24 protein-coding genes are annotated in these 24,486 nt (G+C 68.9%); 7 read left to right on the top strand and 17 right to left on the bottom strand.

All coding sequences use genetic code 11. From position 1 onward, the window contains the following. Positions 1 to 32: 32 nt before the first annotated feature. The 11 genes from ACFCYE_RS01690 to ACFCYE_RS01740 form a co-directional block, all read right to left on the bottom strand. Complete coding sequence (locus tag ACFCYE_RS01690; RefSeq protein WP_376175817.1) at positions 33 to 647, bottom strand: alkylhydroperoxidase domain protein; 615 nt, start codon at positions 645 to 647, stop codon at positions 33 to 35. Next, positions 644 to 1,231: a CMD domain protein gene (locus ACFCYE_RS01695; RefSeq protein ID WP_376175818.1), complete on the bottom strand. Its 588-nt coding sequence runs from the start codon at positions 1,229 to 1,231 to the stop codon at positions 644 to 646. The genes ACFCYE_RS01690 and ACFCYE_RS01695 overlap by 4 nt, the downstream gene beginning before the upstream one ends. Beyond that, complete coding sequence (locus tag ACFCYE_RS01700; RefSeq protein WP_376175819.1) at positions 1,228 to 2,172, bottom strand: LLM class flavin-dependent oxidoreductase; 945 nt, start codon at positions 2,170 to 2,172, stop codon at positions 1,228 to 1,230. The genes ACFCYE_RS01695 and ACFCYE_RS01700 overlap by 4 nt, the downstream gene beginning before the upstream one ends. Then, entirely contained in the window at positions 2,169 to 3,809 is a 1,641-nt protein-coding gene (locus tag ACFCYE_RS01705) for a dipeptide ABC transporter ATP-binding protein (protein WP_376175820.1), read from the bottom strand. Before ACFCYE_RS01705 ends, ACFCYE_RS01700 begins: the two co-directional genes overlap by 4 nt. Continuing rightward, positions 3,806 to 4,738 carry an ABC transporter permease gene (locus ACFCYE_RS01710; protein WP_376175821.1) on the bottom strand — a complete coding sequence of 311 codons (933 nt, stop codon included), beginning with the start codon at positions 4,736 to 4,738 and terminating at the stop codon, positions 3,806 to 3,808. Before ACFCYE_RS01710 ends, ACFCYE_RS01705 begins: the two co-directional genes overlap by 4 nt. Beyond that, complete coding sequence (locus ACFCYE_RS01715) at positions 4,735 to 5,682, bottom strand: ABC transporter permease (protein ID WP_376175822.1); 948 nt, start codon at positions 5,680 to 5,682, stop codon at positions 4,735 to 4,737. Before ACFCYE_RS01715 ends, ACFCYE_RS01710 begins: the two co-directional genes overlap by 4 nt. Before the next feature lie 67 nt (positions 5,683 to 5,749). Then, positions 5,750 to 7,405: a TIGR04028 family ABC transporter substrate-binding protein gene (locus tag ACFCYE_RS01720; protein ID WP_376175823.1), complete on the bottom strand. Its 1,656-nt coding sequence runs from the start codon at positions 7,403 to 7,405 to the stop codon at positions 5,750 to 5,752. A gap of 107 nt (positions 7,406 to 7,512) precedes the next feature. Continuing rightward, a complete protein-coding gene (locus ACFCYE_RS01725) occupies positions 7,513 to 8,904 on the bottom strand; it encodes an NtaA/DmoA family FMN-dependent monooxygenase (protein ID WP_376175824.1) in 1,392 nt (463 codons plus the stop codon). Next, complete coding sequence (locus ACFCYE_RS01730) at positions 8,901 to 9,764, bottom strand: sulfurtransferase (RefSeq protein ID WP_376175825.1); 864 nt, start codon at positions 9,762 to 9,764, stop codon at positions 8,901 to 8,903. The genes ACFCYE_RS01725 and ACFCYE_RS01730 overlap by 4 nt, the downstream gene beginning before the upstream one ends. Before the next feature lie 110 nt (positions 9,765 to 9,874). After that, the gene (locus tag ACFCYE_RS01735) at positions 9,875 to 11,200 is read right to left on the bottom strand and encodes a cell division initiation protein (protein ID WP_376175826.1); all 1,326 of its coding nucleotides are present in this window, start codon (positions 11,198 to 11,200) and stop codon (positions 9,875 to 9,877) included. A gap of 143 nt (positions 11,201 to 11,343) precedes the next feature. Continuing rightward, positions 11,344 to 12,282 (bottom strand): DUF1214 domain-containing protein, encoded by a 939-nt coding sequence (locus ACFCYE_RS01740; RefSeq protein ID WP_376175827.1) that lies wholly within the window; start codon positions 12,280 to 12,282, stop codon positions 11,344 to 11,346. 134 nt (positions 12,283 to 12,416) lie between these two features. On the opposite strand from ACFCYE_RS01740, the gene ACFCYE_RS01745 reads away from it, so the two are divergent. Beyond that, on the top strand, positions 12,417 to 12,746 hold the full coding sequence (locus tag ACFCYE_RS01745) for a helix-turn-helix domain-containing protein (RefSeq protein WP_376175828.1): 330 nt from the start codon (positions 12,417 to 12,419) through the stop codon (positions 12,744 to 12,746). A 44-nt stretch (positions 12,747 to 12,790) separates the two neighbouring features. On the opposite strand, the gene ACFCYE_RS01750 is transcribed toward ACFCYE_RS01745, so the two are convergent. Together ACFCYE_RS01750 and ACFCYE_RS01755 are read right to left on the bottom strand one after the other, a co-directional pair. After that, positions 12,791 to 13,381: a ClpP family protease gene (locus ACFCYE_RS01750; RefSeq protein WP_376175829.1), complete on the bottom strand. Its 591-nt coding sequence runs from the start codon at positions 13,379 to 13,381 to the stop codon at positions 12,791 to 12,793. After that, positions 13,378 to 13,992 carry a ClpP family protease gene (locus tag ACFCYE_RS01755; RefSeq protein WP_376175830.1) on the bottom strand — a complete coding sequence of 205 codons (615 nt, stop codon included), beginning with the start codon at positions 13,990 to 13,992 and terminating at the stop codon, positions 13,378 to 13,380. Before ACFCYE_RS01755 ends, ACFCYE_RS01750 begins: the two co-directional genes overlap by 4 nt. Before the next feature lie 118 nt (positions 13,993 to 14,110). Between ACFCYE_RS01755 and ACFCYE_RS01760 the strand changes: the two genes are divergently transcribed. From ACFCYE_RS01760 to ACFCYE_RS01775, 4 genes are read left to right on the top strand one after another with little or no spacing between them, the layout of a single operon-like run. Beyond that, on the top strand, positions 14,111 to 15,019 hold the full coding sequence (locus ACFCYE_RS01760) for a metal ABC transporter substrate-binding protein (RefSeq protein WP_376175831.1): 909 nt from the start codon (positions 14,111 to 14,113) through the stop codon (positions 15,017 to 15,019). After that, positions 15,016 to 15,747 carry a metal ABC transporter ATP-binding protein gene (locus ACFCYE_RS01765; RefSeq protein ID WP_376175832.1) on the top strand — a complete coding sequence of 244 codons (732 nt, stop codon included), beginning with the start codon at positions 15,016 to 15,018 and terminating at the stop codon, positions 15,745 to 15,747. The genes ACFCYE_RS01760 and ACFCYE_RS01765 overlap by 4 nt, the downstream gene beginning before the upstream one ends. Before the next feature lie 38 nt (positions 15,748 to 15,785). After that, positions 15,786 to 16,607, top strand: a complete 822-nt coding sequence (locus ACFCYE_RS01770; RefSeq protein WP_376177116.1) for a metal ABC transporter permease — start codon at positions 15,786 to 15,788, stop codon at positions 16,605 to 16,607. Positions 16,608 to 16,617: 10 nt separating this feature from the next. Further along, entirely contained in the window at positions 16,618 to 18,531 is a 1,914-nt protein-coding gene (locus ACFCYE_RS01775) for a M3 family metallopeptidase (protein WP_376175833.1), read from the top strand. Here the strand turns inward: ACFCYE_RS01775 and ACFCYE_RS01780 are convergent. Then, the gene (locus tag ACFCYE_RS01780) at positions 18,445 to 19,692 is read right to left on the bottom strand and encodes a trans-sulfuration enzyme family protein (protein WP_376175834.1); all 1,248 of its coding nucleotides are present in this window, start codon (positions 19,690 to 19,692) and stop codon (positions 18,445 to 18,447) included. The two genes, ACFCYE_RS01775 and ACFCYE_RS01780, sit on opposite strands and share 87 nt — an antisense overlap. 107 nt (positions 19,693 to 19,799) lie before the next feature. Here ACFCYE_RS01780 and ACFCYE_RS01785 point away from each other — a divergent pair, with 107 nt between their 5' ends. Both ACFCYE_RS01785 and ACFCYE_RS01790 read left to right on the top strand, forming a co-directional pair. Then, positions 19,800 to 20,276 carry an Lrp/AsnC family transcriptional regulator gene (locus ACFCYE_RS01785; RefSeq protein WP_376175835.1) on the top strand — a complete coding sequence of 159 codons (477 nt, stop codon included), beginning with the start codon at positions 19,800 to 19,802 and terminating at the stop codon, positions 20,274 to 20,276. Between the two features lie 52 nt (positions 20,277 to 20,328). Continuing rightward, the gene (locus ACFCYE_RS01790; RefSeq protein WP_376175836.1) at positions 20,329 to 22,023 is read left to right on the top strand and encodes an AMP-binding protein; all 1,695 of its coding nucleotides are present in this window, start codon (positions 20,329 to 20,331) and stop codon (positions 22,021 to 22,023) included. Between the two features lie 59 nt (positions 22,024 to 22,082). On the opposite strand, the gene ACFCYE_RS01795 is transcribed toward ACFCYE_RS01790, so the two are convergent. From ACFCYE_RS01795 to ACFCYE_RS01805, 3 genes are all read right to left on the bottom strand, one after another. Further along, a complete protein-coding gene (locus ACFCYE_RS01795; protein ID WP_376175837.1) occupies positions 22,083 to 22,496 on the bottom strand; it encodes a hypothetical protein in 414 nt (137 codons plus the stop codon). Between the two features lie 131 nt (positions 22,497 to 22,627). Further along, on the bottom strand, positions 22,628 to 23,524 hold the full coding sequence (locus ACFCYE_RS01800; RefSeq protein WP_376175838.1) for a carbohydrate ABC transporter permease: 897 nt from the start codon (positions 23,522 to 23,524) through the stop codon (positions 22,628 to 22,630). A gap of 9 nt (positions 23,525 to 23,533) precedes the next feature. Further along, the gene (locus ACFCYE_RS01805) at positions 23,534 to 24,484 is read right to left on the bottom strand and encodes a carbohydrate ABC transporter permease (protein ID WP_376175839.1); all 951 of its coding nucleotides are present in this window, start codon (positions 24,482 to 24,484) and stop codon (positions 23,534 to 23,536) included. Positions 24,485 to 24,486: the final 2 nt, after the last annotated feature.

Raw genomic sequence — 24,486 nt, forward strand, 5'->3', positions numbered from 1 at the left:
CCCAGCGTATGACGGGGTGGTCCCACGCTCGCTCAGCGGGCGTCCGGCGGAGTCGCCCTCCCGAGAGACAGCATCAGACGGTTCGCCCAGTTGAAGAACGCCGCTCCGTGGATCACATCGGAGATCTCGGCATCCGACAGCTCTGCGGCACGCAACCGGGCGACGTGCGCGCCGGTGAAGGCGAACGGCGTCGACGTGATCGCTGCCGCGGCCTCGACGATTGCGTTCCACCGCTCGCCCAGGTCGGCGCCGACGCCCTCATCGAGCAGACGCTGCACGTCGGCGTCGCGCTTGCTGTAATGCGATGCGAACCGGGAGTGCACGGAGGCGCAGAACACGCAGCCGTTGACCCGCGACGCGGCCGCGGCCGCGAGTTCGCGCTCGGCACGCGGCAGCCCGTCCGAGACGTTGTAGAAGATGTCCTTGTCGGTACGGGTCCGCGCCGCCAGGATCTCCGGGTCGCGCACGAGCAGACGGAAGTAGTCGCTTTCCGCCCGCGCCCGGTCGACGAGACCGGTGAAGTGCCGCTCGGTCAGATCTTCGACCGGGTAGGGCGGGAGATGCGGCACCCAGCCGAGATGCTCCTGGGTGAAACCCTCCGGATGGGGCACGTCATGCGTGAGAGTCGTCGTGGTCGTGTCGGTCATGCCTGCGCCTGCCCGGCGAGAACGCGGAGGCCTGCGACCACCCGCTGCTGAAAGGCGAGATAAGAGACCAGCTGCGACAGCGTCACGATGCCGTCGATGCTCCATCCCGCGTCGACGAGCGCATCCAGATCGGATGTCGCGGCCTCGCGCGGCCGGAACACGAGCAGGTGCGTGTGCTCCAGCGCTGCGGAGAGGCGATCGCCGAGAGCAGCGCGCGCGGCATTCGCCCGGTATACCGGGCCAGCGGTGTTCTCGGTCTGCAGCCCGGCTTCGGCAAAGGCGCCGTACGGACCCGTCGTCGCCGCGGCTGCCGCCTCGGCGAGGACGACCTCGGCACGACCGGCATCCGCGAGCAGCGCCCGGTCGGCGAAGTGCCCCGCGAGCAGGTCCTCTCCCCCGAGTCGTGCGGCGAACGCGGCGACGAGCAGCCGCTCGGCGACCGTGAACTCGCTGTCATCGACGGGCGTGAAGAGGGCGTCGTAGCTGGCCTGGATCTGGCCCTTGGTCTCCGGACGGCGGGCACGCAGATCCGCGAGCGTGGACCCCGGTTCCACCTCCAGAAGGTCGTCGACGATGTCGGTCATGATGTCCTTTCGATGGCGGGGGCGGTCGCATCCCAGCCCAGCGCGGGGGCGACCTCGGTGGCGAACAGTTCGATAGAGCGCAGGATGAGTGCGTGCGGCGTGTGCACATCGGGTACCTGGAAGGCGATCTCGTCGGCATGCCGCAGCGTCGCATCGGCGGAGAGCGAGGCGATCACCTGTTCCGGGGTGCCGACGTGCGCGTCGACCTGCTCCGGATGATCGGATGCTGCGCCAGCCACCGGAGTCTCCGAGACGAACACGTTGCGCGACGCCGTGATGCGCGGCACCGCTCCGATGGGCAGTGCCGCCAGATAGGCGTCGACGATCGGCTCCTGGATCTCGGCGAGCGACGCCGCAGGGCGGTCTGCCGGCCGCGGCTGCGTGCGGGAGAGCAGCAGACCGTGGCGGTGCACTCCCGCCCGCACACCGCCGGCGGAGGAGAACGTCGCCTGCCATACCCGATCGGCGAGCGATCCGGCCGGCGGATGCAGGCGGTTGCCCGCCGGCAGCTCCTCCCCGGCGAGCGCGGCGACCAGCGCGGCGAGCTTGCGCTCGTAGTCGGCCGTCTTGTGCTCCAGAGCGAGCCCGAACGGCGCGAACGACGTGGGCGTCCCGCCGCTGCCGAGCCCGAGGTCCACCCGCCCTCCGGCGAGCAGATCAGCCACCACGGCATCCTCGGCGACCCGCACCGGATCCTCCAGTGTGAGCGTGACCACCCCGGTCCCCAATCGGATCTCGCTCGTGTGCGCCGCCGCGTGCGCGATGAAGACGAACGGCGAGGGCAGTCCGCCCTCGGTCGCGCGGAAGTGATGCTGTGCGACCCACGCACGCCCGACGCCGAAGCGCTCGGAATGCTGGATCTGCTCCAGCGCGAGCCGGAACCTCTCGGCCGGGGATGCATCGTCGAGGAGGCGGGTGAAGAAGGCTGTCCGAAGGGTCATGAGTGCGCTCCTGTCCATGCGGCGCCCGGGATCGCTTCGATCAGGCGCGCGGTGTAGTCGTTCTGCGGGGAGTCGAAGACGGATGCCGTGGCTCCGGCCTCCACGACGCGACCGCGATGCATCACCGACACGGTGTCGGCGAGGTGGCGCACGACCGCGAGATCGTGCGAGATGAAGAGGTAGGTGACGCCGAGCTCGGCCTGCAGCTGCTGCAGCAATCCGAGGATCTGAGCCTGCACCGTGACGTCCAGGGCTGAGACGGCCTCGTCGAGCACCACGACCCGGGGGTTCGCGATCAGCGCTCGTGCGATCGCGACGCGCTGGCGCTGCCCGCCGGACAGCTCCCCCGGCTTGCGCCCGAGGACGGTGCGGGCGAGCGCGACCCTGTTGAGAATCTCCTCGACACGTGCACGGGCGTCCGATGCGGACGCGCTCTCGAAGTTCCGCAACGGCTCGGCGATGATCGCGCCGATGCTCTGCTTCGGGTCCAGCGAGCTGAACGGGTTCTGGTAGACCAGCTGGACGTCACGGCGGAATGCGTGGAGTTCGCTCCGCGGGAGCGCCGTCGCCTTGCGTCCGGCGACGACCGCCGAACCGCTCGTCGCCGGCACGAAACCCATCACGATGCGCGCCACGGTCGTCTTGCCCGACCCCGATTCGCCGACGATCGCGTGCGTCGTCCCTGTGGGCACCTCGAAGGAGACGCCGTCCGCTGCGCGGAGCGGTTCGAGGCGTCGCCCTCTGGAGTACTCCTTGACGACGTCCGTCACGCGAATCTCGGGTGCCGGGGAATGGCCCGCGTCATCCGGGATCTCGAGGCGCTCGCGGACAACCGGCAGCTCACCGAGCCTCAGCGAGGGCGCATCGCGGAGCAGCTGTCGCGTGTACGCATGGGCCGGGCTGCCGAGAACCTCGGCTGTCGGCCCGGTCTCGCGCACGCGGCCGTTCTTGAGCACAGCGACCGTGTCCGACCGGTCGGCGGCGACGGCGAGGTCGTGCGTGACCATGAGCACCGCGGTCCCTCGCTCGCGGCGGAGATCGTCGATGAGGTCGAGGATCGTCTTCTGCACCGTGACGTCGAGGGCGCTCGTCGCCTCGTCAGCGATGAGGAGCTCAGGCTCGAGCGCGATCGCGCTGGCGATCAGCACGCGCTGCTTCATTCCTCCCGAGAGCTGATGCGGATACTGCCGGGCCCTGATGTCCGGCTCTGGGATGCCGACGCGATCAAGCAGGTCGAGGACCAGTTCGTCGCGGGCCACCCTGTCCTTCCACCGATGGACTCGCAGCACCTCGGCCACGCTGTCGCCGATCCTCTTCACCGGATTGAGCGAGTTGTTCGGATCCTGTGGGATCCATCCGATCCGCGTACCTCGGACAGCGGCGAACCGCTTGTCGGTCCAGCCGGTGACATCGAGATCGCCGAGCAGCACCCGGCCGCCCGTGATGCGCCCGTTGCCGGCGAGCAACCCGGTCGCGGCCTGGGCCGTGGTGGTCTTGCCAGACCCGGACTCCCCGACGACGGCCAGCACCTGCCCCGGCCGCAGCGTCAGATCGACACCGCGGACGGCCGGATACGCGACACCGCCCACCTCGTAGGACACCTCGAGATCGTGAACGGTCAGGATCGCGTCACTCATCCGCGGCGTCCTCTCTCTGCGGCGACTGCGCTCAGCCGGTTGGCGGCGAGGACCACGACGACCACCACGAGGCCCGGGAGGCTCGTCAGCCACCACGCGGTCGCGATGTAGTTGCGGCCCTCGGCGATCATGAGCCCCCATTCGGGGGTGGGCGGCGGAGCGCCGTAGCCGAGGAAGCCGAGCGCGGAGATCGCCAGGATCGCTCCGCCGAAGTTCAGCGCGGCGAGCGCCAGCACGGGTGTGAGGGAGTTCGGCAGCACGTGCCGGAACAGCACGGGCCAGAATCGTCCGCCGCTGCCGTATGCGGCCTCGACGTAGTCGCTCCCCCGCACTCGGAGCACCTCCGATCGTGCCAGTCGAGCGAAGCTCGCGATGCTGCCGACTCCGACCGCGATGGAGATCTGCACGGTTCCGAAGCCGAGGATGATGATGATGCTGAGCGACAGCAGCAGGCCGGGGATCGAGAGCAACACGTCGACCACGCGCATGATGATGTCGTCCACGACGCCGCCGATGGTGCCCGCGACGACGCCGAGCAGCGTGCCGACCGCGAGTCCGACTGTGACCGCGATGAGGGCGCCGGACAGCGAATTCACGGCGCCGTACACGACCCTGGCGTACATGTCGCGACCGGTGGCGTCGGTGCCGAACAGGTGCTCGAGGCTCGGCGCCTGGAGCGCGGCCGCCGCATCGCCCGAGATCGGATCGTAGGCCGTGAACCAGCCGGGGACGAACGCCCACAGCACGGCGATCCCGATGACGAGCCAGCTCAGCACGACGGTCGGCCTGACCCGGCGCAGCCGCACCGTCCACGAGACGCGGGCCGGATGCTGGGGGTCGCCCGGATCCAGCAGATCGTCGTCGAGTTCGATCCCGTCGAGCAGCTCCTCTGCCTGCTCGCGCTGGTCGTCGATCGCGACACGGCTCATGCGGATGCTCCTGCCTTCAGGCGGCTCGCGAGCCGCGGATCGAACACGGGGTACAGCAGGTCGACGATCAGATTCACCAGGACGAACGAGCACGTCGCCAGCACCACGATCGCCAGCAGCACGGGGGTGTCCTGGCCTGCGACGGCCTGCTCGGTGAGCCGACCGATGCCCGGCCGCGCGAAAACGGTCTCGGTCAGGACGGCGCCGCCGATGAGGTCGCCGAGGATGAGCCCGGCGATGGTCAAGGACGGCAGCAGCGCGTTCTTGGCGACATTGCGCCCGAGGATCCAGGTCGGGGATGCGCCCTTGGCGCGTACCACGGCGACGAACGGCTGCGCCGACACCTCGTCGATGCTGCGGATGAGCATCTGGGCGAGCGGTGCGGACAGCGGCACCGCCAGCGTGAGGATCGGGAGGATCAGCCCTTCCACCGGGCCGGGGTTGATCACCGACACCCAGCCGAGCTGGAAGCTCACGATCTGCACGAGCATGATGCCGAACCAGAACGTCGGCACCGCCACGATCAGCGCGGGCACCGACCGGATGAACTCGCGCAGCCAGGCGAGCCGCGGGATGCTGGCGAGGAATGCGATTCCGATGGCCAGCAGGACAGCGAGCATCAGGGCGATGAGCCCCAGCACCAGGGTGTACGGCAGCGCCTCGACGAGGAGCTGCCTGACGGGCGTCCCGGTCTGCAGCGAGTAGCCGAAGTCACCGCCGAGGAACCCGAGAAGCGTGTGGATGTACTGCAGCCAGAGCGGGCTGTCGATGCCGAAGCGCTCCCGCACGTCGGCGATCTGCTCGGGAGAGAGGCCGAGCTCGGGGTTCTCGTACTTGATCATGATCGCGTCACCCGGCAGCGCCTGCAGGAGCAGGAACGCCGCCGTGAACGCGACGAGAAGCACGACGAGCGCCTGCGAGATGCGCTGCAGGATGTATCGCATTATGGCCTTTCGTCGGGAACGGCTGTCCGGCGTCGGGCGCCCCGTGGGGAGCCCGACGCCGGCGGGATCACTTGTCCAGCCACACCTCGTAGAAGCTCGGGCGGGCGACCGACTCGAAGCTCACGTCATGGACGTGGTCGGCGGCGCCGTACACCTGCGGCTCCTCGAACAGCGGGATGACGTAGGCCTGCTCGGCGACGTAGACCTGGACGGCCGCGCTGTTCTCCAGGCGCTTCGCCGGGTCAGGCTCCGAGGCGACGGCACGCAGCAGCTCTTCGAGCTTCTCGTCGCCGATCGTGGAGTCCTCGTAGTTCAGGTTCAGCAGCGAGTTGCGGTTGGCCGAGTAGAACTGGCTCTTGATCACGTCGAGGTCGGCACGTGCGACCATCGAGTTGCTCACAGGCACCTGCTCGGCATCCCTGATCGCCTCGGCGAAGGTTCCGGCATCCGCTCGGAGGATCTGGAAGTCGACGCCGATCTTCTTCAGCTGCTGACTGATCTGGGTGAGGGCCTCGAATGAGCGCGGCTGCGCGGCCGCCTCGCTCACGACGATGGTGAGCGGCTCGCCGTCCTTCTCGCGGATGCCGTCGGCACCGACCGTCCAGCCGGCCTCGTCGAGCAGTGACTCGGCCCGGTCCGGATCGAACGTGTAGTACTCGTCGGTGTTCACGTAACCGAGCGCGCCCTGGCTGAGGATCGACGTCGCCACCGGGTAGTTGTCCGTGTAGATGACCTCGTTCAGCTCCTCGCGGTCGATGCCGGCGATGAGCGCCTGGCGCACCCGGATGTCGGAAAGGATCCCGCTGCGGAACCGCAGGCTCAGGTGGTTGTCGACGCCGTTGGTCTGCGGGGCGTAGATCGTGAAGCCGGCCGATTCGACCTGTTCCTCGTCCTGGGCCTCCACGTACCGGATGTAGTCCGCCTGACCGGAGGTCAGCGCGCCGACGCGCACGCTGTCCTCGGGCGTCACGGTGATCTGGATCTCGTCGAGGTAGGCACGTCCCTGATGCGCGCGATCGGGAGCCGCCCAGTCGTAGTCCTCGCGGGCCGTCAGCGTGAGGCTCGTGCCGATCGTCTCGTCCGTGATCGTGAAGGGGCCGGAGCCGACGACGTTCGTCGAATTGCCCGGTGCGAACTCCTCGAGGGTGAAGTCGAGAGTGTCGGCAGAGACGAGCCCGGAGTTGTTCGTCGAGGTCGCCTGGAGGAATCCGGGGGCCGGCGCCGAGAAGTGGAAAGTCACCGTGTCGTCGTCGACGACCTCGCTGTGGTCGTAATTGTTGATGGCCTCCGAGACGGTGAGCCCCCGCTCGGGGTCGCCGAGACCGTACAGGTCGAAGTTCTTGGCGACGACCTCGGCATCCAGCGGCGAGCCGTCCGAGAACGTCACGCCGTCGCGCAGGTTGAAGGTGTACACGGTCGCGTCAGCGTTGATCTCCCAGTCCGTGGCGATCCACGGCTTGAGCTCCAGCGTCTCCGGATCCTGCCACACGAGCCGGTCGAACAGGTTGTTCGCCAGTCCGCCGTTCGGGTAGAAACCGGCGGATGGCGGGTAGAGCGTCGTGTGCGCCTGGTGCTCGAGGTAGACGAGCGTCCCGCCGGCGACCGGTTCGCCGTTCGATGCGTCGGAGGAGGTCGGGTTGGTGCTGCCGGTGCACGCGGTGAGTACGAGCAGCGCCGTCGCCGCGACGCTCGCGACGGCGATTCTGAGGATGCTGCGGGACATGGGTGCTCCTGGTTCTGGGAGGTGTGTGCGCTCACGCTATGAGCCGTTCGCAGGGTCGCATCGGGTGCAGGGTCACACACCGACACCGCTCGAAACGGGGCGTAATGTCAGGCCGGCTGCGGCGTGTGCGCCGGCACCGGGTCGGCGAGTCCGAGGCGCTCGCGCAGCGTGACCGCCGGGTCGGCCCGGTCGGAGAGGAGGCCTCGCCGGCGCAATTCAGGAACGACGAGTTCTGCGAAGGCGCGGAACTGCCCGGGTTGGTACGCGGACAGGACGTTGAAGCCGTCGATCGCCTCCGATTCGTACCACTGCGCCAGGTGATCGGCGACCTCAGCGCCGGTGCCGACGACGAATGCCGCGGGGACGGCCCAGAGCGCGAGGACGGGGCGCCAGGTCAGCGCGTGCGCGCCTCCGATCGAGCGCCCGGTGAGCCGCTGCACGCGGTGCACGAGCGCCGCAGCAGCATCCGGGAGGGCGTCCGTGTGCTCCGCAGTGACGATGGCATCGACGCCGATGGTCGGGTCCAGATCCAGCGCGAACGCGGTGGCGAGGGACGCGAGCGATCGGTTCTCCGGGAAGGCATCGGGCACGCCCCCGCCCTCGTCGAGCGGGACGAGCGCGAGCAGGTCGTCGACGATCGCCTGCGCCTGTGCGCTCGTCTCGGCGACGACAGGAAGGACGGGTGCGATGATGCGGATGTCGTCGGCGTCGCGCCCCGCGGCGACGGCTGCCGCCCGGAGCTCGACCCGTGCGGCAGCCGCGAGTTCTGCCGTCGGGGCTCCGATGAGAGCGAGATCCGCATGGCGGGCCGCCAGAGCGCGCGACCGCTCCGAAGTCCCCGCGTGCACGATCGGCAGCTGTCCCTGCGGCGGGCGAGCGGTGTTGAGAGGACCGGTGACCCGGATGTGCTCGCCGTCGTGATCGGCAGCGTGGAGGCCGGCGGGGTCGATGAGTCGTCCACCGATCTTGTCCGCGATCCAGGCATCCGGTGCCCACGACTCCCACAGCCGCCGCACCGCGTTCACGAACTCCTCGGCGCGGTCGTAGCGGGTGGCGTTGTCCGCATGGAGGTCGCGGCCGTGGTTGCCCGCGGCGCGCGGCTCGGCGCCGGTGACGAAGTTGACGCCGACGCGGCCGCCGCTCAGTACATCGGCCGAGGCGCTCGAGCGTGCGAACGTGTAGGCGTCCGCATAGGTGGTGTTGACGGTCGCGATCAGCCCGATCCTGGACGTGACGCCCGCGAGATAGGTCACCGCACTCACCGGGTCGATGCGGGCGAGCAGGTACGGGTTCGCGAACTCGAGGTCGGGCCCGGTGGCCAGCCAGTCGCCGAAGAAGAGGTAGTCCAGACCGGCATCCTCACCGATGCGGGCGATCTCGCGCAGGATCTCGGCATCCTGTGCCGGGTCGTCGTGGGCGTCCGGATGCCGCCACCCGGACGGATATGCGCCGATCGTGCGGACCATGGCGCCGAGGATCAGCGCGCGGCGGGCGCTCACGCGTGCACCGCCTCGGCGACGCCGCCCTGTGGGCGTGCTCCGGTCGCGACCGGACGGCCATCGGTGCGCGACCACTGGCTCCAGGAACCGGGGAACACCGCGGCTTCGATGCCGATCTCGCTGAGCACGAGCGCGGTGTGAGTCGCCGCGATGCCGGACCCGCAGTATGCCGCGACCGGCGTGTCCTCGGTCACGCCAGCGTCGGCGAACCGCCGCCGGAGCGCGTCCTGCCCGAGCAGCAGTCCGTCCGCTGCGAAGAGCTCGCCGGTGGGCACGTTCACCGCGCCGGGTATGTGGCCCGCGGCCGGGTCGAGTGGCTCGGATTCGCCGCGGTAGCGCTCGGGTGCACGGACGTCGATGAGGATTCCGGATGCCGGGAGCACGGCGGCCTCGTCGATCGAGAGGGCATCGGCGCCGATCTCGGCGAGCTCGATGTCACCGGGAGTCGGAGTCACCGTGCCGGACTCGAGCACATGGCCCGCCGCGGTCCACGCGCGCAGCCCGCCGTCCAGGATCTTCACGTCGACGCCGGCCTGACGCAGCAACCACCAGGCCCGCGCCGCGGCGATGCCCCGCACGTCGTCATACGCGACGACCACGTCGCCGGCGTTCACTCCCCAGCGCCGGGCGGCGTCCTGCAGGTCTGCGCTCGCGGGGAGAGGATGCCGTCCCAGCGACGGATCCCCCGGTGCAGCGAGCTCGCCATCGAGGTCGACGTACACCGCTCCGGCGATATGCCCGGCGAGGTGGTCCGCTCGGCCATCGGGGCGATCGAGCCGCCAGCGCACATCGAGCAGGCGGAGGCGGGGTTCGGTGGCGATCAGCTCGGACAGCTCGGCGGCGCTCAGGACATGACTCATGCGGCGAGGCTAGTCAGCACCCCCGCGAGGGTGAGCACTGTTACCCCGCATTGCCTTCCGAAACGAACGGAGACGGCCGGTGTTGTCCGGGTTTGCCGCGCCCGTCCCGCTCAGCGGGCGTCGGAGTCCTCGGCGGTTTCGAGCTCATCGGCGACGTCGACAGCGTCGACGAACTCGTCGTCGTCGAGGGCGTCCTCTTCAGCCTCGTCCGTCGGGGTCGCGGTGAGCACGCCGTCGGGGCGGATGAGCTCGCGCACCTCGGCCATGAAGCTGTTCAGCTGCTGCTGCTGCCAGCGCAGCTGACGCGTGCGGTCCTCGGCGTCGCGCAGCACCTCGGTGGTGTGCCCGATCACGGTCTCCACGATCTTCTGGGCCTTGACCCGCGCCCGGTCGAGCGTCTCGCGAGCGCGGACCTGAGCATCCGATTCGATCGTCTGAGCCTGCGAGCGCATGAGCCGCTCGTAGTCGTCGGCCTTCGCGGAGATGCGCTGCGCGTGCTCCAGCGAGGACTGCACCTGCTCGTTCGCGTCGCTCGTGATGCGCTCGGCATGCGCGACGGCCTGGTTGTGCAGCGTCAGGAATTCCTGCTGCGCATCGTTCTGGCGACGCGTCAGGCTCTCCTCGAACTCGAGCACGCGCGTGTTCATCTCACGCACCTCGCGTTCGGCATCGGCACGCTGCTGCTGGGTCTCGCGCGTGACCATCGAACGCAGTGCCGCCGAACCCTTCTCGGCCTCGGCGCGGACCGCCGCGGCCTCCTGCTCGGCCTGCGTCACCTTCTCGGAGGCGTGAGCCGCTTCGCGGGCGATGCGCGCCTCGTGCGCGGTGTATTCGGTGTCGATGCGCAGGCGCACCTGGTCGGCTTCGGACTGCGCCTCAGCAGTGATGCGGGCGACATCCGCGGCGAGTTCAGCGCGCTTGGCCTCTGCCTCTTCGCGCGCGGCCTCGAGCAGCCGCTCGGCCTGCGTGGCGGCGTTCTGGATGAGGACGGTCGCCTGCTCCTCGGCGACGCGGAGCACGGCCTCGAACTGCAAGCGCGACCCCTCGTCGTCGCCATCCTTCTTCGGCGCCTCGACGAGCTCGCTGGTCAGCGTGGCGACCTGCTGCTCGAGCTCAGCGGCCTGCGCCTGCGCAGCGGCGGCAGTCGCCTCCAGCTCGGCGATGCGCTCGTCCTGCTCGGCGCGTACGGCCTCGGCCTCGGCGCGCACGGCGTCTGCCTCGCCGCTGGCGCCGCTGCGAACGAGCGCGACATCGGTCTCAGCACGCTGCAGCTGCGAACGCAACGCGGCGAACGCGGCATCCACCTCGCCCTTGTCGTACCCGCGGAAGGCCTGCGTGAAAGAGGCCTGCTCCCGCGGAGCGCTCCCGCCGCCCTGCACCAGCTGGTCGAAGAAGTCGGGCTCTCGTTCGTCGCGGTTGTCGGCGTTTTCGCTCATGAGGAGCCTTTCTGACGGTTCCGCAGGACGGCATCGGCGAACGCCGTTGAAGCGGAGCGATGGGGGAGGATGGCGCGAAGCTCGCGACACATCCTAATCCGTCCCGATGTGCGATGCGGTGGGGGTCTCGTGCGGAGGTCGGGTCACGCTCCGAGCTGCGGGAACGTCCAGCTGCCGTCGGTGATCTCGGGACGCGGGCGGTACAGCCGCACGAGATAGTTCCACCCGTCCGTGACCGGAATCGCATTCGGCGTCTCCGGCGGGTAGTCGCCGAACCGCACCGTCGTCGAGCCGTCCGCATTCTTCACGGCGGTGATGTTGTTTACCGTGTAGGCGTCGCGGTCGTTGGGCTCGAAGTAGCCCTGGGCGTTGTAGACCGAGATCGACCAGAACCCGTCGACCGGCACCTCCCCGACGGTGAGCTCGTACTGCCCGACCGGCAACCGCGGATCCACCCCGAAGTACGCCGCCTCACTGGTGGGCAACCCGCCCCATCCCGCGGCTGTCCCGATCAGATGGCGCACCGGTTCGACCTCGTCGCGCCCACCGAACATGTGGTCGAAGCCGTTCAGGTTCCTGGCGAGGGAGAGCAGCGCGTCCCGCGTCTCGTCGAACGACGGTGCGTCGTAGTCCGGATACTCGAAGGGTTCCGCCGAGCGGCTCGTCAGCAGGATGCCGTCCTGCAGGGCCGCCACCGTCCGGACGTCCTCCGGATCGGCGGGGTCGACGAGGATCCGCACGGCCACGACGACATAGTCGCTGCCGAGATCATCGGCGTGGAGCTCTTGGTCGCCGGCGTCGTGGAAGACCGCCTGCACGAAGTGGTCCTCATTCACGATCATCGCCGACAGATAGCGCTCACCGGCATCCGGGAGCGTGAGGGTGGCCCCTTCCGAGACATCGACGACGGCGAAGCTGTAGAGGGTGTCGCGGTTCAGCCGGATGACCGTCTGCCGATCGATCGCGGCCGGTTGACGGTTGTGCAGGAAGATGTTGACGCCACCGGCGCCCACCTGCAGATCGTGGAACATCCGGTCCGTCTCGGCACGGACGAAGTTGTCAGCGTTCACGTGGGTGGTCACAACGCCGATCCTGCCACAGCAGCCATACCCAGCGCGCCGGTGACCGCGCGCCGGTCGTGTGCGCCGCGACCGGCGCCTTTCTGCTCTGAGCAGAACGCCTCGATCACCGTGCGCACAGCGGCTTATCGTGAGGCATGGCCGACATCGTCCCGTTCCCGCGTCCTGCGAATCGCGATCCGGAGCCGCTCTGGCGTCACCTGCTGGGAGACCAGCTGCGCCGCCGACGGCATGACCGCGAGGAGACCCTCACCGAGACCGCCGACAAGGCGGGCGTCTCGCCGCAGTACCTCTCCGAGGTCGAACGCGGGCTCAAGGAGCCGTCCAGCGAGATGATCGCCGCGATCGCGGGGGCTCTGGACACCAGCCTCATCGAGCTGACCAGCGCCGTCGCGGACGAACTGCGGTCGGCTCCGGCATCCGTCTCGGCCTCGGTCGGCCGCGGCGCCTTCGCCCTCGCCGCCTGACCCGGCACCGCTTCACCGGCGGCACCGTTGCGGGGGCGCCCGCGTCAGCCGCGCTCCCCGAGCACGGTGTCGATGAGCCCGTACTCCTGGGCGGCGGATGCCGTGAACACCCGATCACGGTCGGTATCGAGCCGCAGCGATTCGACCGATCGCCCGGTGTGCCGCGCGAGCACGGCCTCGAGATCCGACCGGACGCGCACCACTTCGTCGGCGGCGAGGATGAGGTCGGGGATCGCGCCGCGCGACTGACCGGCCGGCTGATGCAGCACGATGCGGGCGTGCGTCAGCGCCGCCCGTTGCCCCACGGCTCCGGCGGCCACCAGCAGCGCCGCCGGGCCGATCGCCTGGCCGACGCACGTCGTCGCGATGGCCGGTCGGATGTGCTGCATGGTGTCGTAGATCGCCAGCGCCGCGCCCGGATCGCCGCCCTCGCTGTTGATGTAGAACTGGATGCCGGCGTCTGGAGCGTCCGCGTCGAGATGCAGCAGCTGTGCGATCAGGGCGTTCGCGACCCCGGCATCGATGCCTGTACCGAGGTAGATGACCCGTTCGGCGAGCAGGTGCGAGTAGACGTCCATGATGCGCTCCCCGCGCGGATGCTGCGCGATGACGTTCGGGATCGTGTAGCTGCTCATGACTGTCCTCCCAGTCCGACCCGCGCGCGCCGGCGCGGGAACACCTCGGCGGTCGAGGCGATGATCTCGTCGATGAATCCGTAGTCGAGCGCTTCGGATGCCGTGTACCACCGGTCGTGCAGCGAATCGTCGAAGATGCGCTCGACCGGCTGGCCGGTGTCCTCGGCGATGAGTCCGAGGACGGTGTCGCGCATCTGGCGGAGGTCGCCTGCCTGCACCTCGATCTCGACGGCGGATCCGCCGATGCCGGCCGACCCCTGATGCATGAGGATCCGCGAGTGCGGCAGTGCGCGCCGCTTGCCCTTCGCCCCTCCGGAGAGGAGGAACTGGCCCGCACTGGCGGCCATGCCGAACGCCAGAGTCGCCACGTCGTTCGGGATCAGATGCATGAGGTCGCGGATCGCCAGCATCGCCGGAACAGAGCCACCGGGGGAATGGATCCACAGTGCGATGTCCGCGACCGGATCTTCGGCCGACAGGGTGAGCAGCTGCGTCATCAGCAGCGTGCCGTTGTCGTCATCGAGGGCGCCGTCGAGCACGAGGACGCGCTCGTGGAACAGCGCACGCCTGGCCTCGGGGCCGAACTGCGGGATGGGGGTTTCTTCGCTCATGGATCCAGCGTGCGCCGCGTCATCCGATGCGGAGCCGGAATCCGCCGTGGGCGGATCCGCCGTGAGCAGGCGGCGGCACCCGGTTGTTTTAGGCACACCGAAAAGGTAACTTTTCGGTGTGCCTAAAAATCCCCGCATCGCCGTGGCATCCCTCGCAGCCGGCGCAGTCCTGCTCTCCGGATGCAGCGGGCCCGACGCGGCCGAGGATGACGGCCGACCGCTGGTACTGACCACGTTCACCGTCCTCGCCGACATCGCACAGAACGTCGCAGGAGAGCACCTGCGCGTCGAGTCGATCACCAAGCCCGGCGCGGAGATCCACGGCTACGAGCCCACCCCTGGAGACATCAGGGACGCGGCGGATGCCGACCTCATCCTCGACAACGGACTGAACCTCGAGGTGTGGTTCCGCCAATTCGTCGAGACGATCGACGTCCCGCACGTCGTCGTCTCGAACGATGTCGACGTCATCGACATCACCGGCGACGCGTACGCCGGCACACCCAACCCGCACGCCTGGATGAGCCCGGCGAACGCGCAGCTCTACGTCGACTCGATGGCGACGGCGTTCGCGGACCTGGATCCGGAACACGCCGACGACTACGCCGCGAACGCCGATGCCTACAAGGCCGACCTGCAGCAGGTTCAGGACGATCTGGTCGCGGCCCTGGCCGATCTGCCGGAGCACCAGCGCGCGCTGGTCACGTGCGAGGGGGCGTTCTCGTACCTCGCGCGGGATGCCGGCCTGACCGAGGCCTACATCTGGCCCGTCAACGCCGAGCAGCAGGCCACCCCGCAGCAGATCGCCCAGGTGATCGAGTTCGTGGACGACAACGACGTGCCCGCCGTGTTCTGCGAGTCGACCGTGTCCGACAAACCCATGCAGCAGGTCGTCGAGGCGACGGATGCTGAGTTCGGCGGCGTCCTCTACGTCGACTCGTTGTCGGAGGCCGACGGGCCGGTCCCGACCTATCTCGACCTCATCCGCCATGACGCGGACACGATCGTCGCGGGGCTGACGGGATGAGCGCGATCGAGGTCCGCGATGTCACGGTGCGCTACGGCGACGTGCTCGCGCTGGAGGATGTTTCGCTCACGGTCGAAGCCGGACGCGTGACCGGCCTGATCGGCATGAACGGCTCGGGCAAATCCACGCTGTTCAAATCGATCCTCGGCCTCGTGCGCCCGGCGACCGGGACGGTCGCGCTCGCGGGAGGCGACTCGGCATCCGCGCGGCGTCGAGGCCTGGTCGGCTACGTGCCGCAGAGCGAGGACGTGGACTGGTCGTTCCCCGTCTCGGTGCGCGACGTCGTCATGATGGGCCGGTACGGCCGGCAGGGCATCACCCGGCGAACGCGGCCCTCCGACCGCGCGGCGGTCGACGACGCACTCGAGCGGGTCGAGCTGCAGGACCTCGCCGACCGCCAGATCGGTCAGCTGTCCGGCGGGCAGCGCAAGCGCGCGTTCGTCGCCCGCGGGATCGCCCAGGATGCCGGCATCCTGCTGCTCGACGAGCCGTTCGCCGGAGTCGACAAGCGCAGCGAGGCGACGATCGTGCGGCTGCTGCGCGAACTCGCGGCATCCGGACGCACCGTCCTGGTGTCGACGCACGACCTGCACGCGCTGCCCGAACTCGCCGACGAAGCGGTGCTGCTGCTGCGCCGCGTGCTGTTCCACGGGTCTGTCCCGGAGGCTCTGGAGCCCGCCCGACTCGCCAGGGCGTTCGGACTGGATGCCGAGGAGGACGACTCGTGATCTGGGACTGGATCCTCGAACCGCTGCAGTACGACTTCATGGTCCGCGCGCTCGCGACGACCGTCATGGCGGCCGTGGTGTGCGCGTTGCTGTCGTGCTGGCTGGTGCTGGTCGGCTGGTCGCTGATGGGCGACGCGGTCTCCCACGCGGTGCTGCCCGGCGTCGTGATCGCGTACGTCATCGGAGCGCCGTTCGCGCTCGGCGCCCTGGTGTTCGGCTTCCTCGCGGTGGCGTTGATCGGGGCGATCCGCGGCACCAGCCGAGTGAAGGAGGATGCCGCGATCGGCATCGTCTTCACGACGCTGTTCGCCCTGGGCCTGGTCCTCATCTCGGTCACGCCGAGTCAGACCGACCTCAACCACATCATCTTCGGAAACATCCTCGGCGTGTCGGTGGGCGACCTCGTGCAGGTCGGCATCCTCGCGGCCGTCGCGTTCGCCGTGCTGCTCGTGAAGCGGCGCGACCTCACCCTGTACGCGTTCGATCCGACGCATGCGTTCGCGATCGGGCTCTCGCCGCGGATGCTGGGGGCGCTGCTGCTCGGAGTCCTCGCACTGACGGCGGTGGTGGCGCTGCAGGTGGTCGGTGTGGTGCTCGTGGTCGCGATGCTCATCATCCCCGGCGCCACAGCGCAGCTGCTGACCGACCGGTTCGGCCGGATGCTGCTGATCGCCCCCGTGCTGTCGGCGGCGTGCAGCGTCACCGGCATCTATCTCAGCTACTGGCTGGACGCCGCGCCCGGCGGGCTGGTCGTCGTCGTGCAGGGTGCGGCCTTCGCGCTGGTGTACCTGTTCGCACCTCGGCAGGGCCTGATCGGACGGCACGTGTTCGCGCGCCGGCCTGTCCGAACGTCGCCGTAGGCTGAAGCGCATGGCTCTGGAACCGCTCGCCCTGCCCGCCGACGACTGGAACGCGTTCATCCAAGAACGCGCCGAGACCGAGCTCGCGACCGCTCGCGATGTCGTGGCCCGGCTCAAGGACGGCGCCCCCCGCACCCCGCGGGAGACCCTGGAGCTGTGGAACCTCGGCGAGATCGCGACCGCCAACGCATCCAGCTTCACGCAGCTGCTCGCCGAGGTGCACCCGGATGCCGCGGCCCGCGAACTGGCCGAGCGGGCGCTTCAGGAGGCATCCGCCTTCGTCACCGAGCGCGATCAGGACCGCGAGCTCTACGAGGTCTTCGCCGCGCTCGATGCGGACGGCCTCGACCCCGAAGCCGCTCGCCTGCTCGAACGCATCCTGCGCGACTTCCGCAGGGGCGGCGTCGACCGCGACGACGCGACACGGGCCCGTCTCACCGAGATCAGCGCCCGCATCACGATCGTCGATCAGGAGTTCTCCCGCAATGTGCGCGACGACGTCCGCAGCATCCGCATCGCGCCCGAGCGTCTGGCCGGCCTCCCCGAGGACTTCATCACCGCGCACCCGGCCGGCGAGGACGGGCTGATCGAGATCACGACCGACTACCCGGATTTCCGCCCGTTCCGCGCCTATGCCCATGACGCCGCCGCGCGCGAGGAGATCGCCCGCGCCTACAACGACCGCGGCTGGCCGGCCAACGACGCCCTGCTGCACGAACTGCTCGATCTGCGCGCCGAGCAGGCGAACCTGCTGGGCTACGCGTCCTGGCCGGACTTCGACGCCGAGGTGAAGATGATCGGCACCGGCGACGCCATCGGGGACTTCATCGAGCGCATCGCCGAGCTCTCGAAGGACCGCGCAGAAGCGGACCTGGAAGCACTGCTGACCCGTGCGCGCCAGGACGATCCGGGGATCACGGAGATCACGACGGCCGACGCGGACTACTACGGCGAGCGCCTGCGTCGTGAGCAGTACGACGTCGACGCGCAGGAGGTGCGCCGCTACTTCGACTTCTCCCGCGTGCGTCAGGGCCTGCTCGACGTGACCGGACGCCTGTTCGGCCTCACTTATCGCGAGGTGCCGGGCGCCCAGGTCTGGGCGGAGGAGGTCTCCAGCTACGACGTGCTCAGAGACGGCGAGCGGATCGGCCGCATCCATCTCGACCTGCACCCGCGGGAGGGCAAGTACAAGCACGCGGCGCAGTTCGATCTGGTCACGGGTGTGCGCGGCATCCAGCTGCCCGAGGGCGTCCTGGTGTGCAACTTCCCTCGAGGGCTCATGGAGCACGAGCAGGTCAAGACGCTGTTCCACGAATTCGGTCACCTGCTGCACCATGTGCTCGGCGGCGACCAGATCTGGGCGCGGTTCTCGGGGGTGGCGACGGAGTGGGACTTCGTCGAGGCGCCGTCGCAGATGCTGGAGGAGTGGGCCTGGGACGCCGACATCCTGCAGACGTTCGCTCTGGACGCCGCTGGCACCCCGATCCCTGCCGATCTCGTGGGCCGGATGCGCGAGGCCGCCGATTCGGACCGAGGACGCGCGGTCCGAACGCAGATCTTCTATTCAGCAGTGTCCTACCGTCTGCACCGGGAGCGCCCGGCCGATCACGACGTCGCGATGCAGGAGCTGTCGGAGCGCTACTCGGTCATCGCACGCCTGCCCGACACGCATTTCCAGGCCGGATTCGGGCACCTGACGTCGTACAGCTCGGCCTATTACACGTACATGTGGAGCCTCGTCATCGCCAAGGACCTGTTCAGCGCATTCGACCCGGCTGACCTGTTCGCCCCCGGCGTTGCCGGCCGATACCGCGACGAGGTGCTCGCACGAGGCGGATCAGCGGATGCCGCGGAGCTCGTGGCTTCGTTCCTCGGCCGCCCCTCCTCGTTCGAAGCCTTCGGCGCCTGGCTCGCCGACGACTGACGGAACCGCAGCGAAGGCCTGGGCGAGGTCGGCGATGAGGTCGTCCGGATGCTCGAGGCCGATCGACAGCCGCAGCACGTCGGCACCGGGTCGCGCCTCAGCCGGCACCGGCCGATGGGTGAGCGCGGCCGGATGCTGGATCAGCGAATCCACCCCACCCAGCGAAACCGCGTGCGTGAACAGGCGAACGCCGGAGGCCACGCTGCTCGCGGCCGCGTATCCGCCGCGCACGCGCATCGCGATCATCGCGCCGGTGCCGCGCATCTGACGCTCGAGAATGCCGTGCGGGTCGCCGTCGAGACCCGGGAAGAAGACCTCCTCGACCTCGGGCCGGTCGATGAGCCACTGCACGATGCGCTGCGCGCTCTCCTGCTGGCGCTGCATCCGGATCGGCAGGGTCGTGAGCCCACGGTGCAGCAGGTAGGCGCCGAGCGGATGCAGCAGACCACCGGTCACCGCCCGGACGCGACGCAGCGCCTCGGCGGTCTCCTCGCTGCAGGCGATGACGCCGGCGATCACGTCACCGTGGCCGCCGAGGTACTTCGTCGCACTGTGCAGCGCCAGCGCGGCGCCATGATCGAGAGGATTCTGCAGCACCGGAGTCGCGAAGGTGTTGTCGACGAGCACGGGGACCTCACCCGCGCCCGCCACGATCTCGGCGATGTCCACGAGCTCGAGGGTCGGGTTCGCGGGCGTCTCCACGACGACGAGGCCGGTGTCTGGCCGTATCGCGGAAGCCACCTCGGACGCGTCGCAGTATGTGGTGTCGACGCCGAGCATCCCGGAGCCGAGCAGATGGTCCGTCCCGCCGTAGAGCGGACGCACCGCGATGACGTGCCGGCGACCGGTCGCACCGCACAGCGCGAGGATCGCCGCCGTCATCGCGGCCATCCCCGATCCGAAGGCGACGGAGGCTTCGGCGTGCTCCAGCTCGGCGAGGGCGTCCTCGAAGCGTGCGACGGTCGGGTTCCACAGCCGGGCGTAGACCATGCTCCCGTCGACGGGCGGGCGACCACCGGTCGCCATCGCCTCATAGGACTCTCCCCCGCGCTCGACGTCGGGCAGCGGGTTGGTCGTGGACAGGTCGATGGGCAGCGCGTGGATGCCGAGGGCGGCGAGGTCTTCTCGGCCGCTGTGCACGGCCATCGTGTCGGGATGCATGCACCCATGCTTGCTGATATCACAATAGAAATGGGATGATTCAACAGCATCCACAACTAGTCATGCTGATGATGCGATTCTGAGCAACACCGGACGCCGGAGGACTCGTGACCTTGTCGAAAACACCGCCGGTCCTGGACGAACTCGACCTGCAGATCCTCGCCGTCCTCGGCGAGCGCGCCGACATCACGAACAAAGCGCTGTCCGCGCAGCTCGGGCTGGCCGAATCCACGTGCGCGCATCGCGTGCGATCGCTGCGGACCCGCGGGATCATCCGCGACACCCGCATCCGCCTCGACGAGGCCGCGCTCGGCTACCCGCTGCAGGCGATGATCAAAGTGCGCCTGGCCAACCACACCGGCGCGAAGGTCACAGCGCTGTTCGACGCGCTCGTGGCGATCCCCCGCGTGCTGCAGGTGTTCCACGTTGCGGGAGTCGACGACTTCCTCGTGCACGTCGCCGTACAGGATGCCGCCGCCCTGCGCGACATCGTCCTGGAGCACATCACCGTCCATCCGGTGGTGCGGGGCACAGAGACGCAACTGGTCTTCGAGCTCCGAGACGGACGCGGGCTGCTCGGGTGAGGCAGGCGCCGCCCGGGCGCGCAGATCGGCAGCCGGGTGCAGGATGGAACCCATGCGCCGTCCTGCCACCGCCGCCACGACCGCCATCCGCGAGATGCGCGACTTCCTCTTCGATCACGCCACCGACTACGACGGCGCCAGAGCCGGATTCCGCTGGCCGCGGCTCGACGCGTTCAACTTCGCACTCGAGTGGTTCGATGTCGTCGCCGGTGAGCACCCCGATCGTCCGGCCGTGCAGATCGTCTCCGCCGACCTGAGCGTGCGGACCTGGAGCTACGACGATTTGTCCCGCCGGAGCGACCAGGTCGCCACCTGGCTCCTGCGCCTCGGAGTCGGACGCGGCGACCACGTCATCGTGATGTTGAACAACTCGATCGAGCTGTGGGAGGTCATGCTCGCGATCACGAAGATCGGGGCGGTCTCCCTCCCGACCTCGACGCTGCTCTCGGCATCCGATCTCGCGTACCGCATCGAGCACGGCGAGGCCACGGCGGTCGTCACCCTCGGGTCGCTCGCCGACCGGGTCGACGGGGATCTCGTGCGGATCGCGGTCGGCGAGACGCCGGAGGGCTGGATCGATTTCGCCGGTTCGGCGACCGCGCCGCAGACTTTCGAGCCGGACGGGCCCACTCCGGCATCCGACACCAGCCTGCTCTACTTCACCTCGGGCACGACCAGCCGGCCGAAACTCGTGCAGCACACGCATGTGTCGTATCCGGTCGGTCATCTGTCGACCATGTGGTGGCTGGGTGTGCGGCCGGAGGACGTCCATCTCAACATCTCGTCGCCGGGATGGGCGAAGCACGCCTGGTCGAGCTTCTACTCCCCCTTCCTCGCGCAGGCGACCGTGTTCGTGTACGACTACGACCGCTTCGACCCGAACACCCTGATGCAGGTCATGGACACGCATCAGGTCTCGACGTTCTGCGCTCCGCCGACGGTCTGGCGGATGCTGATCCAGGCCGATCTCGGCCGATTGGCGCATCCTCCGCGCGAACTCGTCGGCGCCGGCGAGCCCTTGAATCCGGAGGTGATCACGCGGGTGCGCGAGGCGTGGGGCGGGACGATTCGCGACGGCTTCGGCCAGACCGAGATGACCGCCTGCGTCGGCAACTCCCCGGGCCAGGTCGTGAAGGACGGCTCGATGGGTCGACCGCTGCCGGGCTACCCGGTCGTGCTGCTGGATCCGGTCACGGGTGCGGTGACCGGATCCGAGGGAGAGATCGCGCTCGACCTCGCCGAAGCGCCGTCGGGCCTCATGGCCGGTTACTACCGGGACGCCGAGAAGACCGCGCAGTCCCGCGAAGGCGGCTTCCACCACACCGGCGACATCGCCACGCGCGATGCGGACGGATACCTGACCTACATCGGTCGCGCGGACGACGTGTTCAAGGCATCCGACTACAAGATCTCACCGTTCGAGCTCGAGTCGGTGCTGCTCGAGCACGAGCTCGTGATCGAGGCCGCCGTCGTGCCGAGCCCGGATGCGACGCGACTCTCGGTTCCGAAGGCGTACGTCTGCCTCCGCCCGGATGCCGGGGACGAGACCGCTGCGGCGCGCGCGATCTACACGTTCGCCAGGGAGCGACTGTCTCCGCACCTCTGGATCCGCATCATCGAGTTCGTTCCCGAACTGCCCAAGACCATCTCGGGGAAGATCCGTCGCGTCGAGCTGCGCGCTCGCGAGGCGGGCCGCGTCACGTCGGGCGATGTCGCTGGCCAGCACCTTGACCGCGACCACCGCTGAGCGGAGCCGCCGACCTCAGCCTCGTTCGGACGCCGCGTCCGAGGTATGCGCGAGCGCGGTCACCCGGCGTCGAAGGCCGCGCGCGGCACCTCGAACGCCGGCTGACGGGGCGCGTCCACCACGACCGGCTTCGCCGGCTTCGCAGGCGCTGCCGCCTCGGCAGGACGGACTGCGACGACGGGCCGCGCCGGCCGTCCGACGACGATGGCGCGCACGATCCCGCCCGCGGTGAGGGCGACGACCAGCGCGATCCCGGACACCAGCGTGGGCATCCAGTTGTGTGCGAACACAGCGGCGGCGCTCAGCATCGTGCCGACGATCCAGCCGGCGATCGCGCCCCCGACGACTCCCTCCGAGTCCCGGATCAGCGCGATCATGGCGATCAGCGCGCACAGCACAGCGATTGCCGCGCCGCCCACGCCGATCGACACGAAGACTCCGGCCAACTCGTTGAACACTGCTGTCGATGTCACCATCGTGCACCCCCCGATGCGCTCTGTGTATCTCCAGAGTAGGCGAGCGCGAGCCCCAGCACATCCACCGGAAGAACTACCCTGACTCATCCGCCGGATTGATGCTGCCGCCGCGTGGCGGCCTGCGGAGGCTACTTCAACCCGGAGCGCACGAACGCATCGACGACGTAGCGCTGCAGGAAGATGTAGATCAGCAGCACAGGGACGCAGGCGAGCCCTGCAGCCGCCATGGTCGCACCCCAGTTGTCGCCCTCCGCGGTCAGGAAGCTCCGGACGCCCACCTGGATCAGGGCGTCGCCCTGGCGCATGATCAACGACGGCCACAGGTACTCGTTCCACGCCGAGATGAAGGCCATGATGCCGAGAGCGGCGAGCGCGGGCTTCATGTTCGGCACGACCACCGACCAGAGCGTCGCCCAGCTCGAGCGGCCGTCCAGCTGAGACGCCTCCAGCAGTTCACGGGGGAACGCCCGCATGTGCTGCACCATCAGCAGCACCGCGAAGGCGCCCGCGAGCTGGGGCACCACGACGCCGCCGATCGTCCCGAGCAGACCCAGCTGCGACACCAGGACGTAGTTCGGGATCATCGTCACCTGGAACGGCACCAGCCAGGAGCCGATGAACAGGAACATCAGTACCTTCTGACCTGCGAAGTTCCACACCGCGAAGCCATACGCCGCGAGCACGGCGATCAGCAGTTGCGCGGCCGCGAGCACGAGCGACATCCCGAACGTGTTCAGCAGCATGCTGCCGATGGGGATCGTGTCCCACACGTAGGCGAAGTTCTCGAAGCTCAGCGGCCATGGCAGAAGCGTCTGGTCGAGCGCATCCTCCGGCGCCCGCAGGGCGGTCGCGAACATCCAGTACACGGGGAAGATGCTGAACACCGCGAGCAGTACCAGGATCACGTGCCCGAGAACCACGCCGCCTCGGCGACGAGACCCGACGGCGAGATCCTCCGACGTGGACTGCACCCTGTTGGCTCCACCCAGAACGGTTGCCGGCGGTGCGACGGTGACGAAAGCCATGAAGACCTCTCAGTTGTCGTAGAAGCTCAGACGATCCTGCAACTCGAGGAAGAGCAGCGCGATCAGGCCGAAGCCGAGGAAGAAGATGACTCCGGCGGCCGACGAGATGCCGGCATCGAAGTTCTGGAATCCGAACTGGTACAGCAGGTAGTAGATGTTCGTGGTGGAGTTCGACGGCCCGCCCTGCGTGAGCAGGTCGATGATGGGATACGTCCACTGTGCGGCGAGCAGGATGGTCATGAGCGCGAGGAACACGATGGTCGGGCTCAGCAGCGGCATCGTGATCTTGCGCGTGATTCGGGCGAGACCGGCGCCGTCCAACGACGCGGCCTGAGCGTAGTCCGGGCTGATCCCCGCGAAGCCTGCAGCCACGACGAGTACGCCGAATCCGAGCATCTGCCATCCGACGATCACGATGACCGCCCAGATCGCCCAGATCGGGTCTCGGAACACGTTCGGCATGTCGATGCCGAATTCGGCCAGGATCGTCGCGAAGGCGCCCTGCTCTGCGAACAACCAGCGCCACACGGCGCTCGTCGCGACCGGGGTGATGAGGAACGGCACGAATATCAGCGCCTGGTAGACCGTGCGCGCTCTTCCCTGCACCTGGCGGGAGACGAGGGCGATCACGATCGGCAGCACGAGCGAGAACACCAGGAAGGCGGCGATGTACACCACGGTGTTGACGATGGCGATGCGCATCTCGGGCAGCTGGACGACGTCGACGTAGTTGTCGAAACCCACGAATGTCTTCGGGCTCGTCGGAAGCAGGTTCCAGTCGTAGAACGAGAGGGAGAACGTCTGCACCAGCGGGCTGTACGTCCACAGCAGCAGGAAGAAGACACCGGGCAGGATGTACAGATACGGCACGAGCGCCCGAGGGCGGATGCGGCGCCGCGTACGCGGAGCCGCATCCACCTCCTCGGCCGCCGTGTCAGGGGCGGTGACGGCGACGAACACGG

Source organism: Microbacterium sp. NPDC056234, assembly GCF_042267585.1.
In the GTDB taxonomy this organism is placed as follows: domain Bacteria; phylum Actinomycetota; class Actinomycetes; order Actinomycetales; family Microbacteriaceae; genus Microbacterium.